The organism is Micromonospora cremea, from assembly GCF_900143515.1.
Classification (GTDB): Bacteria; Actinomycetota; Actinomycetes; order Mycobacteriales; family Micromonosporaceae; genus Micromonospora; species Micromonospora cremea.
Genome location: NZ_FSQT01000001.1, coordinates 1,366,699 through 1,380,799, shown reverse-complemented (window position 1 = coordinate 1,380,799; position 14,101 = coordinate 1,366,699). Strand labels below are relative to the sequence as shown.

Genomic DNA, 14,101 nt, shown 5'->3' with positions numbered 1-14,101 from the left:
TCATGAGCCGCTGATTCGCCAGTCACGGTATGCCGGTGGCCCGCGCACCCCGCCCCGACCGACCATATTCTGACCGGCCACCGGAACCTTCTCCCCCGCCCATTGGTGGGAGTGGTGGAAGAAGGGGGGTGGCGGTGTCCGACGGTGATCTGATCTCCGAGCTCTACGCCGGCTGTTTCCGGCGCCTGGTGGTCCAGCTGTACGCGGTGACGGGCGACCTGAACGAGGCGCAGGAGGCGGTCCAGGAGGCGTTCACCAGGGCGCTGGCCGCGCCCCGGCGCTTCGCCGAGCTGGAGAACCCGGAGGCGTGGCTGCGCCGCGTCGCGGTGAACGTGGCCCGCAGCCGGTACCGGCGCCGGCGCGTACTCGATGGGCTGCTGCGTCGGATCGGCCCGCCGCCGGCCGTCGCCGACCACTCGCCGGAGCACCTCGCCCTGCTCGCCGCGCTGCGCGGGCTGCCCGAGGGGCAGCGGCAGGCCCTCGCCCTGCACTACCTCGTCGACCTGCCGGTGGACGAGGTCGCCGCCACCCTGGGCGTCTCGGCCGGGACGGTGAAGTCCCGGCTGTCCCGGGGCCGGCACGCCCTGGCGGCGCTGCTCACCGACTCCGACGCCACCGACACCACGGAAACCGGGAGGATCGATGCCCGATCGTGAGTTCTCCGGGTTCGACGTGGAGGCCATCGCCGAGGCCGTCCGGCAGCCGCCCCTGGGCGAGTTGCGGTCCACCGCCCGGACGCGCCGACACCGGTCCGTGGCGATGGTGGCGACCGCCCTGGTCGCACTGGCCGGCGTGACCGCCGTACCGCTGGCGTCCGGACCGGACCGGGCGCACCCGGTGGCGCCGCCCGAGCCGTCAACCCGCCCCGACCACTCCAGCGACTTCACGCTGACCGGTCCGGACTCGGGCGTCGACGTACGACGGGAGGGCTGCGTCCTGCGCTTCGCGCTCACCGACGACCGGGGCCGGAGCTGGTCGAGCGGGGACAGGACGCGGTTCCAGGGCACCAGATGCGAGGCCAACCCCGCGCCGACGGTGGGGGACCTCGAGTTCTCCGTTCTCAGCGACCGGTCCTACCTGGTCAGCGACGCCGGACTACCCCGTCTTTCCACCGACTACGGCCGGACCTGGCGGGACGGGAACGAGGCGATCGTGGCTGTTCCCACGTTTCCGGCGACGGCCCGGGCGGTCTTCTGCGGGTTCGGCTGCGGGGCTCTGCGGGAGCCGCTGGCGGTGGAACCGTCGACCGGGACGGTGTACCGGCTGACCGGCCCGGCGCCGTCGTGGCGTCCACTGTTCAGCCTCTATCCCAGCACGGACGGCACGATCTGGACGACGTACCAGATGCCGGGCACCTCGGGAGCGACCGTCGCGCGCAGCGCCGACCGGGGCGCGACCTGGACCACCTGGGAGGTGGGGGCCGACGCGAGCGTGGTGGCGGTGGTCGGGGTCGACGACCGGGAGGGGTACCTGTTGACCGAGCCGTCGACGGCGGGCGGCGCGATGCGGCTGCTGAGAACGGCGGACGGTGGGGAGACCTGGGCGGACACCGGCGCGGACCTGCCCACGCAGGCGCACTGGGACCTCACGGTCGGCTCCGACGGATCCCTGCTGGCGATCACCGCGGGAGCAGGCACGGAGCCGAACCGCCTCGCGCGGCTCCTGGTCAGCCGGGACGACGGGCGGCACTTCACGGTCGCCCGCGAGTACGGCCCGGTCGTCGGCGCGCTCAGCGTCGCCCCCGGGTACGCCTGGCTCTTCGGCCCGGATGACGGGTCGACGGGCGAGCCGGACCACCTCCTGGTCACCACGGACGCGACCACCTGGAGCCGTTTCACGCTCGCGCCCTGAACGGATGCGGCCGTACGGCATCAATCCATTGACAGCCTCCTCATCGGGGCTCTACACAGAAGCTCGACGCCCATCGATGCGAGCGATGCCACGCCCGGCGACGCACGTCGAGAAGGGAACCACCACCGTGAGAACCAGACTCCTCTCCGTCGTACTCACCGCCGTGCTCGCCACCGGGCTGTCCGCCGCCGGCGCCGGACCGGCGGCGGCCGGGCAGACCAGCCTGCGGGCCGCCGACCCGAGCGTGATCCGCGTCGGCGCCACCTACATCTCCGTCCAATCGCTCAACGGCGGAATCGCCGTCCGCCAGGCACCATCCACCGACGGGCTGGCCGCCGCTCCGGCGCGACAGGTCTGGACGGACACCCGCAACCTGGGCGAGGTCTGGGCCCCGGAGATCGTCACCGACGGCGGCCGCTACTACATCTACTTCTCAGCCGGACGCGGCCCCGCACACCGCATGTACGCGATCAGCTCATCGTCACCGGCCAGCGGCTACACGGCCGAGCGGCAGCTCACGCTGCCCGGCGGCAAGTGGGCCATCGACGGCAGCCTGTTCACCTTCAACGGGCAGCGGTGGTTCGTCTGGTCGGGGTGGGCCGGCGACACCAACGTCGAACAGAACATCTACCTCAGCCGAATGAGTGACCCGCTCACCCCGACGGGCAACCGATTCATCATCTCCCAGCCGCGGGAGAGCTGGGAACGCGTCGTCGGCAACCCGTACATCAACGAGGCCCCCGAGGCGATCAGGGACCCCAACGGGCAACTCCACATCGTCTACTCCGCCAACGGCAGCTGGAGCAACCAGTACTGCCTCGCCGACCTGCGACTGCGCGCCGGCGGCGACCCGACGTACGTGTGGGACTGGTACAAGTCGAACGGCTGCCTGTTCGGCTCGAACCGGGCCACCATGATGGCCGGCTGGGACCGCACCCTGCACGTCGACGGCCCCGGCCACCACAGCTTCGTGCTGCTCAACGGCGACATCGCCACGAGCCCGCCCGCCGGGCCGAGGTTCCCCCTGATGTTCCACGCCGTGCCCAAGGGCACCCTGTACTCCTGGGCGAACCGCTACTGGTACATCGGCACCTTCTGCTGGTGGGGAAACACCGCCTACCGCCGCGCCAACGTGCCCGGCCCGACGACCGACACCGGATTCAGCATCAAGTTCTTCGAGTGACCCGCGCGCCTCAACGGTCGACGCCGACCAGCGCGGCGAGGGACGCCACGCCGGCCGGCGTCGGGTGAGCAACGACGGTCAGAAGTTCACGCTGACTCCGACCGCCTTGCAGGCAGCGGTGATGTCCGCGCCGGCCTTCTCGAAGGCCGGGTTGTCGGCCGCAGCCGCCGGGTCCGGCTCCGCTGCCGCCTTGGACGCTAGGACGCCGAACTCCCGCAGGGCAGCGGGGACCTTGCTGTCACCGCCGGTCGACGCCACCTCGGTCATTTCTGGTCCAGCTCGGTCAGGATCTTCTTGAAGTCGGCCGCCGACGGCTCACCAGCCGTCGCCATGGCGACGAGGGCCGCCCTCATCTCGTCGCCGGCCTTCTTCGCCGACTCGCAGAGCTTCTTGTCGCTCACGCCGCCCGCCTCAGCGGGCGTCGTCGGCGTGGCGGCGGCGGAGGAGGCGACTGACGACGGGGCGGCGGACGTGGGGGCAGGCAACGAGGAGCCGGCCGTCGTCGCCGTATCTGCTTCACCGCAGGCGGCGAGAGCCGTCGTAGCGGCAAGGATCAACAGGGCGGATGCAAAACGAGAGGGCTTCACGGACGCGCACGGCAGCCGATGTCCCAGTGATGATCAATTCATCGAGAGCACCCGCCGTGATAGCGTTCCGTCGCGCCCCAGATGGGCCTACCCCCCGGAGGTTGTGGCTACTTCAGCCGCCACGCCGAGATCAACACGACGTACGTGTGTCTCGCGCGGAGTCCGGGGCGTCGGCGCCATCGGGGCTTTGTCATCGGTGCGGTTGGTGGACGCCACGGGCTTCCGGTCGGGTCTTCGGATCGACCGGGAAGACGGTACGCATGACAGTCACGTTCAACCACACCATCATCGCCACGAAGGACAGGAACGCGTCGGCCGCGTTCTACCGGGAGCTGTTCGAGCTGCCGGAGGCACCATCGTGGGGGCCGTTCGCCAACGTCCTGCTCGACGAAGGTGTGCTGCTCCAGTTCGCCGAGCCGCCGGTGGACATCCAGATGCAGCACTACGCCTTCCTCGTCGACGACGAGTTGTTCGCACGATGCCTGGCGCGCATCGAGGAGCGGGGCATCACGTACTGGGCCGACCCGCACATGCAGCGGGAGGGCGAGACCAACACCGAGCACGGCGGGCGCGGTTTCTACTTCTTCGACACGGCCGGGCACGCCATCGAGATCATCACGCGGCCGTACCTGTAGCTGGCCTCGGACGTGGGTCCCTCCTGCGAGGGAGTGCCTTCCCCTGGCGGCGGGGGCCGCCCGCGCCGGGGCGCCGGAAGGATCGGGTGCATGACGACATCGGCATCGATCGCTCGCAGGAGCGGCCACGGCCTGACGTACGCAGTGCTCGGCTGGGCCGTGGCATACGGGGGCGTACGTCTGGCGTGGACCGTTGGCGAGGCTCCCGAGTTCGGGCGGTTCGGGTCCGACCTGCTCGGTTTCACCGGCTGGCGGTCGGTGGCGTTGTGCGTGGCCGCGGGTGTTCTGGCGGTTGCTCTGGACCGGGTGACGACATGGCGGCCGGCGCTCGCAGGAGTCGCTTGGACAGTCGCCGGAGCACTGATCGCGGCAGCCGCGATCCTTCTGCCGGAGTTGGTGGGCTTCCTGCTGTTCACGGTCGGCCCGTACTTCGACCCGGTGGCGTTCGCCAGCCGGCTCGGTTGTGTCACCGGAGCGGTCCTGCTCAGTCTGGCCACCGCCCGCTATCAGCGGCGCACCCGGGGCGACTGTCCGGACTGCTGCCGGACGGGCCGACCGGGTCTGCGGCACTCAGCACCCGCGCGGTGGGCGCGCTGGGCCGCGTACGCCGCGGTTGCCGGCCTCGTCACCCGCTTCGCGGCCCAGGTCGTGGTGGGATTCGACGGCCTTACACACGACGCGTCCGTGATCGGGTTGGAGATCGGCCTGGTGCTGGCCGGAGTGCTGTTGCCGCTGGCACTGGTACATCGCTGGGGCGAGATCTGGCCGGGCTGGGTACCGCTGCTCGCCGGCCGTACGATCCCTCGTCTGCTGTTGCTGGTGCCCGGCTTCGGGCTCGGGGCGGGCGTCGTCGCCTACTTCGGCATGGGGATGGTGCAGTTGACGTCGGGCTCGATCAGCCAGTTCTCCGACACGTTCCTCTGGGTGGCGATGTCGGCGTACTGCACCATGGGGCTCGGGCTCGTCGCGGCGTCAAGCGACTACCACCTGCGCACCCGCGGCGCGTGCAGGGCCTGCGGCCGGTGACGTCCCCTAAGCTTTCCTGCACAGGTAGGTCTCGGTCAACTGGTAAAGGCGTGTCCTGTCGAAGCTGTGCCCATGGCCAGGATGGACGACGGACACGTCGAGGTCGGCGAGGAACTCCATGCTTCGCCGGTAGGCAGCCACATCGGAGTTCGGCAGGTTGTCGATCAAGGCACCCTCGTAGATGATGTCGCCGGAGTACAGGGTCCCGGTGCGCTCCTCCAGCAGGGCGATGCTTCCCGGTGTGTGGCCGGGAAGGTGCAGCACAGTCAGTACTCGCCCGCCCAGGTCGACTCGGTCGCCGTCGTCGAGCACGCGGTTCAGGGTCATGGGTTCGACGCGGTACGTAGCCGGGTCGTAGCCGGGACTGGGCAGGACGTCGATCATGAGCTCCGGGACGGGTTCTCCCGCTACATCGATCCCGAGTTTGTCGTAGAGCTCCGCGCCGTAAAGGCTCGCCGGTACACCCGCCGCCAAGAGCCCCGCCTCGGCGGGGTGGGCGGCCCGGTCAGCGAACTCAGGTGCCCCACCGACATGATCCAGATGCGCGTGGGTGAGCAGGACCATCGGATCGCGCTCGAACATGCCCGGAATCGCCTCCCGCAAGGCGACGACACCGAGCCCGGCGTCGACCACGATGTCACGATCGTTGCCGCGCAACCACCAGAAGTTCGCCGACACCAGTTCATTGACGTGCGGTTCCGAGATCCGGATAACGTCACTACCCGCTTCGGCCTGCGCATACCAGTCGTGCATGCCCGCAAGTGTGCCTACGCGGCGATGCCGTTTCGATCGTGTCGGATCCAATACCCCACCGCCTTACTCGACGACTTCCTCGCTCACACCGGACTGACCCTCGAACCCAACACAACCTGACCATTCAAGGTCTCGTAGCCGGGTTCGTCGGGGGCCGGCCGCCAGTCCGGCCCCCGACGCGTTCCGCACTGGACCTCGGCCGGCGCGACACTGTGCGCGTCCACCAGCGCGCGTGCGGCGCCGCGCAGGTCACCCACCTGGAGGTACGCCCGCGCGGCGGTGACAGCACCCACCACCTCTCAGCGGTCTTGTCATCGCGGCAGACGGGTGCGGCGGTAGTAGGACCAACCGGCCAGGGGCAGCGCGATCGTCCAGGCCAGGAGTAGCGGGAGGCCGATCAGGACACCCGTCGGGGTGAAGATGTCCTGCGGGCTGGACCGGGACAGGTCGGCCGCGAACTGCCAGGGCAGGGTCGCCGAATAGCCGATCATCACGGCGGATCCCACCACCGTTGGCGTCAACGGCAACCACGGTGGCACTCGACGTCCGCGCAGCCACGGCACCCACCGGGGGAAGGTCACTCCCCAGTCACTGATGAGTCCAAGCGCCAAGACTCCGCCGAGCCCGGCGAGGACGCACAGGAGGCCCAGATAGAACGCGCCGGCCGGCATGCCCAGGAAACCGTCGACCGGATGATCGCCGACGCCAGGCCCGCGACCGTGGTACCACTCGTGGAACGGATCGGGATTGGCGAACATCGGGATACCGAGGATCCATGGAATGTGCAGCGGGATGAATCCCAGTACGGGGGCTATCCACGCCACGTGACCGGCTCGGTGCGCCCATGGCGGCGCTGGTGGCGTACGAGGCGCCGCGGACGTTGTGGCGGAAATGGCCTGCACACGTGGCGTTTGAATCACGGTGGTCTCTCCGCATCGGTGGTGAACATCGGCACATCCGAGATCACCGTGCCCGAACGGCATGGCGGGCGAATCCCTGCACCGAGGGAGTCGCTTCCCCGTACGTGGGGAGACGCCTGCGATCACTTCCGCTCGATGAGCCGGACACGCGGCCTGCGTTTCGTCGAGTCGCATGGCTACGCCGAGGTCGACCGGTACCTGCCGCCGGGGGCAAGGAGCCCGAACGTCACTGTCCGGAAGTCACTCCACCGACCAGGCAATGGCGGGAGGGTGGACCCGAGCGCACAGCGGCCCGCCTGCGGCGTCGGTCAACCCGACTCGGCCGACCAGGATCCCGCTGCCGTCGTGTGCGGCGCGGAGCAGCTCGGTGGGGATGTCGGTGAACATCAACTTCGCTCGTCTGAACATCGCGAAGCCCTCATCGGTCACCGCGCCCCAGCTCAGATACAGGAACCGTGCTCCGGGGCGCCCATGCACCCACGGCCCGCCGACGTCCAGCATCCCGTCGATCTCCCAGCTGGACACCTCGAAGCACCAGGTCGCCGTCGCCGCGTCGGCCGGCACCTGATCGACCACCTCGGCCTTGCGCTGGACCCCGACGTGCACGTTGCCGAGCCGCAGCGCATCAGCTTCCGCACCGACGCGCCGCCCTGGCAGGTCGCTGCCGTCGATTCGGATCCGCATCCCACCGACTCTAGTGCGGCCGCCGCCGTTCGATATTCCGCTGGTGGGAGCGGGTAGACGTGGCGCGGTTGTACTAGGGGTGCGTGCTCGCTGGCGGGGTGTTGGGCGTCGGCGCTGGCCACGACGTCGGGGGTGGGCCAAATGCGCGACGACCGGCCCGCACAGCCAGCGTGGCGAGGGCAGCGTTGGCGCCACCGCCAATCACAGCGCCGATACCGAACGGTGCCGCTCGACCGAGAACGATGATTCCCTGCTTGGTCCCGTACTTCGTGATGAAGTGTCTCCCCAAGATCCTGTTGATCTGACGCAACGTCTCGGCAGGCACCTTGGCGACAACCTGACGTCCCCAGTGTTGCCCCGTGCGCTCGGCGACCTTGGTGATGGTGGCGGAGCCGGACCCGCCGAGCATGATTCCCATCACGATCGTTCGGCGGCGCTCGATCTCGTCGATGGGGACTCCGTGGACTTCGGCGATCGAGAGCGCGAAGAGGGCGCTCAGCTCAAGAGATGAGAGTGCCTCGCCGGCCGACAGTGCCAGTGCGATGCCGGTGCCGACGCCGGGCGCCGCTGCCGCTCCTCCGACTGCAGCACCCGTTCCGGTCAGGGCGCTGACGTACATCCGCTCCAGATTGCGGATCACCTGTGCCGGTGTCGCCTCCGGGTTCCGCTGGCGGGCCCGGGCGATGTTCTTGCGCACCAGCACGCTCTGGACGTCGATTGCCTTGTCCAGAAGGTCGAGGACTCGCTGCCCACGTACGGCTGCTTCCGGAACCGGTCCGTCGAGGGCATCTGTTGCCACGCCTTGAACTCCTTGGATCGTCACATCCCAGCTGGGTCCCCCATTCGACCAGCGGAGCGGACCTTGCACCAGATCTGAACGGTGGACGCCGTACTGGTCGGTGAGTTGGTTTGTTGAGACGCCTGCGGCGTGTGCGGTTCGAACAGCGTCCACCTGGGCCGCGGGTAAACCAGGTCGCGCTGTGGCCACCGGCAGATCTGAAGATATGTCCACAACAGACAAACGGTCGACGGTGGCCGAAGGGAGCGAGACGATCATCTGGGCGGCCAATTCTGACGGCCTCCGGTTCGCCGATGCGCGCGGCTTCGTCGAGGTGTCCCGATACCTGCCGCCGGAGGAGGACTTCGCCTACGTCACGCTGCGGCTAGGCTGACGAGACGGCCGCGCCGGCCACCGCGAAGCTCACCAGAATCGCGGCGGCCAGTGGCACGGCCACCGCGACGGCGAGCGCCCGCCGACGAAGCGACCCGCCGGTCAGCGCCACGATCAGCAGGCCCAGCGCCAGGTCGATCGCCACGTTCCACCATGCGCCGGCCGGGTAGTCGGGGTCGGTCGCCTTGCCGGCGAACCGGGCCGCCTCCTCGAAGAACACGGCGGCGGGCATCGCGATCCCGACGACCTGCCGCCACCCCGCGCCGCGCGCCCAGGTCCCGCCGGTGCCGAAGACCACTCCGGCCAGCACGCCGAAGAGCATCCAGACCAGCGACGACGGCGCCCAGAGCACCGCGAGGTCGTCGCCTTGCAGGAGCGCCGCGAGGTAGTAGCTGGGCACCGCGACGACGAGCAGGACGGCGGCGCCGAGTGCCGAACGCAGCCGCCCGGACCGCACCCAGTAGCCGAAGAAGAAGGCGGCGACCGCCCAGGTCGCGATGGAGTTCCCGAGTTCGGCGATGGGGAACGGCAGCCACTTGATCGAGCAGAAGTCGAGGAAGCCGAGCAGGAATCCGCCCACCACGGAGGCGAGCGCCACCGTGCGGTCACCAGGTCGCATGGCCGCAGAGCATACCGAGTATACCCCTGTTGCCCTGGTCGGCCCCTCGTCTGTGCGACCGGTCCGAAAGAGGCCGGATCTAGGTCGCGCCGTTGTCGTACTCCGTCTGGTGGCGGCGGATCTCGACGTGGTGGTCGGCGGACCAGGCGGCCAGGGCCAGGACGGTGGACAGCAGTGACGTGCCCAGGTCGGTGAGGGCGTACTCGACGCGGGGCGGGACCTCGGGGTAGGAGGTCCGGTTGACGAGGCCCGTGCGCTGCAGGTGCTTCAAGGTCAGCGTGAGCATGCGCTGGGAGATGCCGGGGATCGCGTCGCCCAGGTTCGAGTAGCGAATGGGGCCGTCGGCGAGCGTACCGATGATCAACACGCTCCACTTGTCGCCGACGAGGTCCAGGACCTCGCGGATGAAGTCGGCGTCTTCGTCGTTCCAGTGCGCACAGGGCCCCGGCGCGCTCCGGACGTTCGCCCGGACGTTGGTGCGCCTCCGTCGAAGATCCTCGCCACTCATACCGCCACCCCTTCCGTCAGCCGGTTGCCACGCACATGAATGTACCTTTTGTGGCTCTCCGATTCTAATGCATCATGGGGCTACGAACAGGAAGTGAGAAACGAGGAGGAGTGCCATGAAGATCGAGTTCTGGTCGGACATCGTCTGCCCGTACTGCGGGCTGATGGATCACCGGCTCCACCAGGCCCTGGCCCGGTTCGAGCACGCCGACGAGGTGCAGGTGATCCACCGGTCGTTCCAGCTACATCCCGACCTGCCCCGTGAGGGTGTCAGCCAACGGGAGCTGATCACGATGGCCGGGGCCCCCGCGACGACCGTGGACCGGGTCCTGCGACCGATCGAGCGGGCCGCCAAGGCGGAGGGCTTGACGCCCTACCGCGCGGTCGACCGCACGCTCGGCCCGACCGATTTCGCCCACGAGCTGCTCGCCTACGCGACCGACCAGGGACGCGGCAACGAGATCTGGACGGCCATGTTCCGGGCGCACTTCGGGCAGGCCCGCAAGCTGTGGACGACCGAGGAGGTCCTCGACTTCGCCGCCGAGGTGGGTCTGGACCGCGCCGGGGCTGCCGAGGCCCTGCGCAGCCGCCGCTACCGGGCCCGCGTCGCCGCCGACCAGCTCGAAGCCGAGCGCCTCGGGGCTCGCGGCGCACCGTTCCTCGTGTTCGACGGCCGCTTCGCGGTGCCCGGGGCGATCGGCCTCGACGACCTGCTCGCGGTCATGGCCAAAGCGTGGGACGAGAGTCATCCCGCTCCGCAGCCGCTGCCGGTTGTCGCCGACGCCGAGGGCATCTGCGCCCCGGACGGGTGCGCGGTGCCCGACCGCACCATCTGAGCCGCTCGCCCCAGGCGACGGATTCCCCGCTATCAACCCGAGCAGACCGCTCGGGGCAGCAGACACGGACCCACGAGGGTTCGCCATACCGAATTGGAGTTAACAGCCATGTCAGATCTACAGGCGCAGGACAGTGCTCTGATCCTGATCGACCACCAGGTCATCTCGATGGGGTTCATCAAGACCCAGTCGCCCGACGTCGCCAAGTTGAACAGCATCACCCTGGTGAAGGCGGCGAAGGTCCTCGACATCCCGAACGTCTGGACCAGCAGCACCGAGGACGACAACCAGGACTGGTGGATGCCCGGACTGGAGGAGATCAACCCGGAGGCCTACGCGAACCGGATCAAGCGCACCGGCATCATCGACTCCTGGGACGACCCGAACTTCGTAAGGGCCGTCGAGGCCACCGGCCGCCGGACCCTGATCATGGCCGGCACCACCAACGACGGCTGCCTGATCTACACCGCGCTCAGTGCCAAGCGGGCCGGATACGACGTCTACGCCGTCCTCGACGCCGGAGGATCAGTGTTCCAGATCTCCGAGGAGGTGGCGCGACTGCGCATGACGCAGGCCGGCGTCACCCTGACCACCACCGCCGCGGTCCTCGGCGAACTCGCCAAGGACTGGGCCACTCCGCACGGCCAGCAGATTCGTCAGATCCTGGCCGACAACTTCAAGACCGTACTCGGTGGATTCGGGTTGGCGAAGTAGGCGGGGCGCCCCAGCGGGCCCGACCGCAGGCTGCGCGCAGCATGCGCCGGGCCCGCTTCAGGGGCGGCGAATGATCAGCCGCCGGACTCCAACTTCTTCGGCGACGGCGGCCCAACGGACCGTTCAGTCGCGCCGGTCGCTGGCCTTGTTGCCCTCGCCGTACTCGCCGCGGATGGGTAGGTAGTAGGCGGGTAGGAAGCCGGCGATGATCGCGACACCCGCGATCGGCACGAACGCGCCGACGAGGATGCCGGAACCGATCCAGACCAGTGCGAGCGCGAATCGGCGGCCGATGGCCCGGACGCCGAGGGGGCCGAGGCTGGGGTCCAGCAGTTTGGCGCGGCGGAGATGGGCCCAGATGATGTTGAACAGGGCTGCCGCCGTCCACAGTGTGGCGCCGTAGACGACGACCGCTGTCCGCAGGCCCTGCTCCGCGCGTAATGCCCCGGCGAGTAGCGACGTGGAGAACGGCAGGAACGCGATGACCATCAGGAGCAACGTGTTGAGGAACAGGACCTCACGGTCGACGTGCCGGACGCGGTCGAACATGACGTGATGGTTGACCCACACCTGCCCGATGAGCAGGAAGCTCAGCGCGTACGCCAGGTACGACGACCACAACGCCCCGAGGCCCCGCAGGAGATGCCCGAAGTCCTCCGGCGGTTGGATCTCCAGCACGAGAAGCGTCACGGCGATGGCGAAGACAGCGTCGCTGAAAGCCACCAGTCGGCCCGGATGACGCGCGAGCCGCGGGGCGTTGCTCTTGGCAAGCATGCCCCAAGTATGCTATTTGTCCGCTTCTGCCACGCTCGCCCGCAGCCCCCTCGCGGCCTAGTTGTGCGCCGCCAGGGTGCGCAGGACGCAGAACTCGTTGCCCTCGGGGTCTGCCATGACCACCCAGCTCCGGTCTGAGCCCTGGCCCACATCAGTCCTGGTGGCGCCCAGGCCGAGCAGTCTGGTCACCTCGTCCTCGGTGCTGCCGTCGATCGGGCTGACGTCGAGGTGAAGCCGGTTCTTCACGGTCTTGCCCTCGGGCACCTGGATGAACACCAGGGTGGGCGACATCTGGCGGGCCCGAACCTCCTCGACGGTAGGCACCCAGGAGCCGATCTCGACCTTGCCCTCGCCCCGGTCGATCACCGTGAAGTCCAGGACCTCGCACCAGAAGGCCGCGAGCCTCCCCGGATCGTGGCAGTCGACGGTCAACTCGGTGAACCTACTTGTCACGACTCTCCCTCATAGCGCGGACGGCGCTCAGAGTATGCCGCCCGCCCAACAGATCCAAGATCTTCCTTACCGACATGATCTCCTGGCGGAACAGCCCGAGTTGAGGCCGGCCGGTCAGCGGGTCAGGCCGACCAGCGTCGCCAGTCGCGCCACGCAGGCCGGCGCCGGGCAACTTCGGCGATCACGGTACGCGCCAACGGCCGGCACCGGACCTCCGCCGGCGCGACACTGTCCGCGTTGACGAGGGCCCGAGCGGCGCCGCGCAGGTCACCAACCTGTACGTACGCCCGCGCGGCGTCGACCAGGTATGTGCCCCGTCTGGAGCTGCCACAGGTGCGGGTCGGTGATGGCTGCGGCTGCGCAAGGGCGATGTGTGGCAGGGCGGATCGTCACGGAGGTCCGGTGATCGTCCCGTAGACGATCTCGCCTGCGGTGCGTTCGGTGTCTATGGCACAGTCCTGAGTGTGCCGTTGGACGAGCTGCCGGGCTGGTTGCCGGCTTGGTGTCTTGACCATCTGGGCGGTGAGCCCGCCGGCGTGCTGTTCCGGTCGCAACAGGTCTCGATGGTGTTCGGTCTGCGGTTGGTCGATGGCAGGGACGTCGTGGTCAAGGCGCGCGCCGACGACGGCCGGGCCGGGTCGTGTGTCGCGGCGCAGGCCCGGCTGGCCGAGCGCGGGTTGCCGTGTGCCCGGCCGCTCACGCCGGTGGTCGGTGTAGGTGCGCTGGCCGTGCACGCCGAGGAATTCCGGCCCGGCGGCGAGGTGTTGCACGGGGACTCGCCGGACATAGCCGTGCGCTGCGCGGAGGTGTTCGCCCGGCTGATGGCCGAACTTGCCGGCGTGAACGTCGCGCCGCCGCTGCCGAATCCGCCCTGGGTGCGCTGGGACCACACCGATTCTGGGGTGTGGCCGGCGATCGACTTTCTCGACAGCCGGGACCAGAGTGTCGTGTCCGAGCACATTGTCGAGACGGCTTTGCGGGCCCGGGGGCGGCTGCTGGCGGCCGGCCTGCCGTGCGTGCTCGGCCACGCCGACTTCGAGGCGCAGAACCTGCGGTGGCAGGGTTGGCAGGTGTGGGCGGTGCACGACTGGGACAGCCTGGCGCGGCAGCCGGAGGCGGCGCTGGTGGGAGCGGCGAGCGGGTCGTTTGCCAGTGCCGGGCCGCCCACGCTGGCGCCGATCGAAAGCTCCGAGGCGTTCCTGGTGGCTTATCAAGACATTCGAGGGCGCTTGTTCACGGCGGTGGAGCTGGAGGTCGCGTGGGCGGCCAGCTTGTGGATGGCCGCGTATAACGCCCGGGAGATGGCACTGTGCGGTGGCACCTCGGCGGGCGGCGATGCGCTGCGGGCGCAGGCAGCCGAACGCCTCCGCGGGGCTAATGCGTAACAT

20 protein-coding genes are annotated in these 14,101 nt (G+C 69.2%); 9 read left to right on the top strand and 11 right to left on the bottom strand.

Annotated elements, in window-relative coordinates; all coding sequences use genetic code 11:
• Positions 1-134 precede the first annotated feature (134 nt).
• The 3 genes from BUS84_RS06190 (at position 135) to BUS84_RS06180 (ending at position 3,034) form a co-directional block, all read left to right on the top strand.
• Positions 135-656 carry an RNA polymerase sigma factor gene (locus BUS84_RS06190; protein WP_244298403.1) on the top strand — a complete coding sequence of 174 codons (522 nt, stop codon included), beginning with the start codon at positions 135-137 and terminating at the stop codon, positions 654-656.
• Entirely contained in the window at positions 643-1,851 is a 1,209-nt protein-coding gene (locus tag BUS84_RS06185; protein ID WP_074309523.1) for a WD40/YVTN/BNR-like repeat-containing protein, read from the top strand. The genes BUS84_RS06190 and BUS84_RS06185 overlap by 14 nt, the downstream gene beginning before the upstream one ends.
• Before the next feature lie 127 nt (positions 1,852-1,978).
• Positions 1,979-3,034, top strand: coding sequence for a glycoside hydrolase family 43 protein (locus tag BUS84_RS06180; protein ID WP_244298402.1), 1,056 nt, complete (start codon positions 1,979-1,981; stop codon positions 3,032-3,034).
• Between the two features lie 78 nt (positions 3,035-3,112).
• Here BUS84_RS06180 and BUS84_RS39630 read toward each other — a convergent pair whose 3' ends face one another.
• Positions 3,113-3,301: a hypothetical protein gene (locus tag BUS84_RS39630; protein ID WP_084757251.1), complete on the bottom strand. Its 189-nt coding sequence runs from the start codon at positions 3,299-3,301 to the stop codon at positions 3,113-3,115.
• Complete coding sequence (locus BUS84_RS39625; protein ID WP_244298401.1) at positions 3,298-3,435, bottom strand: hypothetical protein; 138 nt, start codon at positions 3,433-3,435, stop codon at positions 3,298-3,300. Before BUS84_RS39625 ends, BUS84_RS39630 begins: the two co-directional genes overlap by 4 nt.
• Before the next feature lie 446 nt (positions 3,436-3,881).
• Here BUS84_RS39625 and BUS84_RS06170 point away from each other — a divergent pair, with 446 nt between their 5' ends.
• Both BUS84_RS06170 and BUS84_RS06165 read left to right on the top strand, forming a co-directional pair.
• Complete coding sequence (locus BUS84_RS06170) at positions 3,882-4,256, top strand: VOC family protein (RefSeq protein WP_074309519.1); 375 nt, start codon at positions 3,882-3,884, stop codon at positions 4,254-4,256.
• A 90-nt stretch (positions 4,257-4,346) separates the two neighbouring features.
• The gene (locus tag BUS84_RS06165; protein ID WP_143728251.1) at positions 4,347-5,282 is read left to right on the top strand and encodes a hypothetical protein; all 936 of its coding nucleotides are present in this window, start codon (positions 4,347-4,349) and stop codon (positions 5,280-5,282) included.
• A gap of 6 nt (positions 5,283-5,288) precedes the next feature.
• Here the strand turns inward: BUS84_RS06165 and BUS84_RS06160 are convergent, their stop codons facing one another.
• The 5 genes from BUS84_RS06160 to BUS84_RS06140 all read right to left on the bottom strand — a co-directional run bounded on the left by BUS84_RS06160 (position 5,289) and on the right by BUS84_RS06140 (position 8,438).
• The gene (locus BUS84_RS06160; protein WP_074309514.1) at positions 5,289-6,035 is read right to left on the bottom strand and encodes an MBL fold metallo-hydrolase; all 747 of its coding nucleotides are present in this window, start codon (positions 6,033-6,035) and stop codon (positions 5,289-5,291) included.
• Positions 6,036-6,118: 83 nt separating this feature from the next.
• On the bottom strand, positions 6,119-6,328 hold the full coding sequence (locus BUS84_RS38950; RefSeq protein WP_143728250.1) for a hypothetical protein: 210 nt from the start codon (positions 6,326-6,328) through the stop codon (positions 6,119-6,121).
• 18 nt (positions 6,329-6,346) lie between these two features.
• On the bottom strand, positions 6,347-6,793 hold the full coding sequence (locus tag BUS84_RS06150) for a hypothetical protein (RefSeq protein ID WP_074309509.1): 447 nt from the start codon (positions 6,791-6,793) through the stop codon (positions 6,347-6,349).
• Between the two features lie 402 nt (positions 6,794-7,195).
• Positions 7,196-7,639, bottom strand: a complete 444-nt coding sequence (locus BUS84_RS06145) for a DUF5990 family protein (protein WP_074309507.1) — start codon at positions 7,637-7,639, stop codon at positions 7,196-7,198.
• Between the two features lie 73 nt (positions 7,640-7,712).
• Positions 7,713-8,438: a hypothetical protein gene (locus BUS84_RS06140; protein ID WP_074309505.1), complete on the bottom strand. Its 726-nt coding sequence runs from the start codon at positions 8,436-8,438 to the stop codon at positions 7,713-7,715.
• A gap of 232 nt (positions 8,439-8,670) precedes the next feature.
• Here BUS84_RS06140 and BUS84_RS38145 point away from each other — a divergent pair, with 232 nt between their 5' ends.
• A complete protein-coding gene (locus BUS84_RS38145; RefSeq protein WP_159450990.1) occupies positions 8,671-8,811 on the top strand; it encodes a hypothetical protein in 141 nt (46 codons plus the stop codon).
• Here the strand turns inward: BUS84_RS38145 and BUS84_RS06135 are convergent.
• The gene (locus BUS84_RS06135) at positions 8,803-9,429 is read right to left on the bottom strand and encodes a DUF6518 family protein (protein WP_074309503.1); all 627 of its coding nucleotides are present in this window, start codon (positions 9,427-9,429) and stop codon (positions 8,803-8,805) included. The genes BUS84_RS38145 and BUS84_RS06135 overlap by 9 nt on opposite strands.
• A gap of 79 nt (positions 9,430-9,508) precedes the next feature.
• Positions 9,509-9,937 (bottom strand): winged helix-turn-helix transcriptional regulator, encoded by a 429-nt coding sequence (locus tag BUS84_RS06130; RefSeq protein WP_074309501.1) that lies wholly within the window; start codon positions 9,935-9,937, stop codon positions 9,509-9,511.
• A 115-nt stretch (positions 9,938-10,052) separates the two neighbouring features.
• On the opposite strand from BUS84_RS06130, the gene BUS84_RS06125 reads away from it, so the two are divergent.
• Both BUS84_RS06125 and BUS84_RS06120 read left to right on the top strand, forming a co-directional pair.
• Entirely contained in the window at positions 10,053-10,772 is a 720-nt protein-coding gene (locus BUS84_RS06125) for a DsbA family oxidoreductase (RefSeq protein ID WP_074309499.1), read from the top strand.
• A gap of 108 nt (positions 10,773-10,880) precedes the next feature.
• Positions 10,881-11,486, top strand: a complete 606-nt coding sequence (locus BUS84_RS06120; RefSeq protein ID WP_074309497.1) for an isochorismatase family protein — start codon at positions 10,881-10,883, stop codon at positions 11,484-11,486.
• Between the two features lie 123 nt (positions 11,487-11,609).
• On the opposite strand, the gene BUS84_RS06115 is transcribed toward BUS84_RS06120, so the two are convergent.
• Together BUS84_RS06115 and BUS84_RS06110 are read right to left on the bottom strand one after the other, a co-directional pair.
• Complete coding sequence (locus BUS84_RS06115) at positions 11,610-12,260, bottom strand: TMEM175 family protein (protein WP_074309495.1); 651 nt, start codon at positions 12,258-12,260, stop codon at positions 11,610-11,612.
• 57 nt (positions 12,261-12,317) lie between these two features.
• Positions 12,318-12,713 (bottom strand): VOC family protein, encoded by a 396-nt coding sequence (locus BUS84_RS06110; RefSeq protein ID WP_074309493.1) that lies wholly within the window; start codon positions 12,711-12,713, stop codon positions 12,318-12,320.
• 464 nt (positions 12,714-13,177) lie between these two features.
• On the opposite strand from BUS84_RS06110, the gene BUS84_RS06105 reads away from it, so the two are divergent.
• A complete protein-coding gene (locus tag BUS84_RS06105) occupies positions 13,178-14,098 on the top strand; it encodes an aminoglycoside phosphotransferase/kinase family protein (RefSeq protein WP_074309492.1) in 921 nt (306 codons plus the stop codon).
• Positions 14,099-14,101: the final 3 nt, after the last annotated feature.

What these genes read in the sequence shown, in the direction of transcription:
- BUS84_RS06185 (WP_074309523.1), top strand. Translation starts at nt 643, where the DNA reads ATGCCCGATCGTGAGTTCTCCGGGTTCGACGTGGAGGCCATCGCCGAG.
- BUS84_RS39630 (WP_084757251.1), bottom strand. Translation starts at nt 3,301, where the DNA reads ATGACCGAGGTGGCGTCGACCGGCGGTGACAGCAAGGTCCCCGCTGCC.
- BUS84_RS06170 (WP_074309519.1), top strand. Translation starts at nt 3,882, where the DNA reads ATGACAGTCACGTTCAACCACACCATCATCGCCACGAAGGACAGGAAC.
- BUS84_RS06165 (WP_143728251.1), top strand. Translation starts at nt 4,347, where the DNA reads ATGACGACATCGGCATCGATCGCTCGCAGGAGCGGCCACGGCCTGACG.
- BUS84_RS06160 (WP_074309514.1), bottom strand. Translation starts at nt 6,035, where the DNA reads ATGCACGACTGGTATGCGCAGGCCGAAGCGGGTAGTGACGTTATCCGG.
- BUS84_RS06150 (WP_074309509.1), bottom strand. Translation starts at nt 6,793, where the DNA reads ATGTTCGCCAATCCCGATCCGTTCCACGAGTGGTACCACGGTCGCGGG.
- BUS84_RS06145 (WP_074309507.1), bottom strand. Translation starts at nt 7,639, where the DNA reads ATGCGGATCCGAATCGACGGCAGCGACCTGCCAGGGCGGCGCGTCGGT.
- BUS84_RS06135 (WP_074309503.1), bottom strand. Translation starts at nt 9,429, where the DNA reads ATGCGACCTGGTGACCGCACGGTGGCGCTCGCCTCCGTGGTGGGCGGA.
- BUS84_RS06130 (WP_074309501.1), bottom strand. Translation starts at nt 9,937, where the DNA reads ATGAGTGGCGAGGATCTTCGACGGAGGCGCACCAACGTCCGGGCGAAC.
- BUS84_RS06125 (WP_074309499.1), top strand. Translation starts at nt 10,053, where the DNA reads ATGAAGATCGAGTTCTGGTCGGACATCGTCTGCCCGTACTGCGGGCTG.
- BUS84_RS06120 (WP_074309497.1), top strand. Translation starts at nt 10,881, where the DNA reads ATGTCAGATCTACAGGCGCAGGACAGTGCTCTGATCCTGATCGACCAC.
- BUS84_RS06115 (WP_074309495.1), bottom strand. Translation starts at nt 12,260, where the DNA reads ATGCTTGCCAAGAGCAACGCCCCGCGGCTCGCGCGTCATCCGGGCCGA.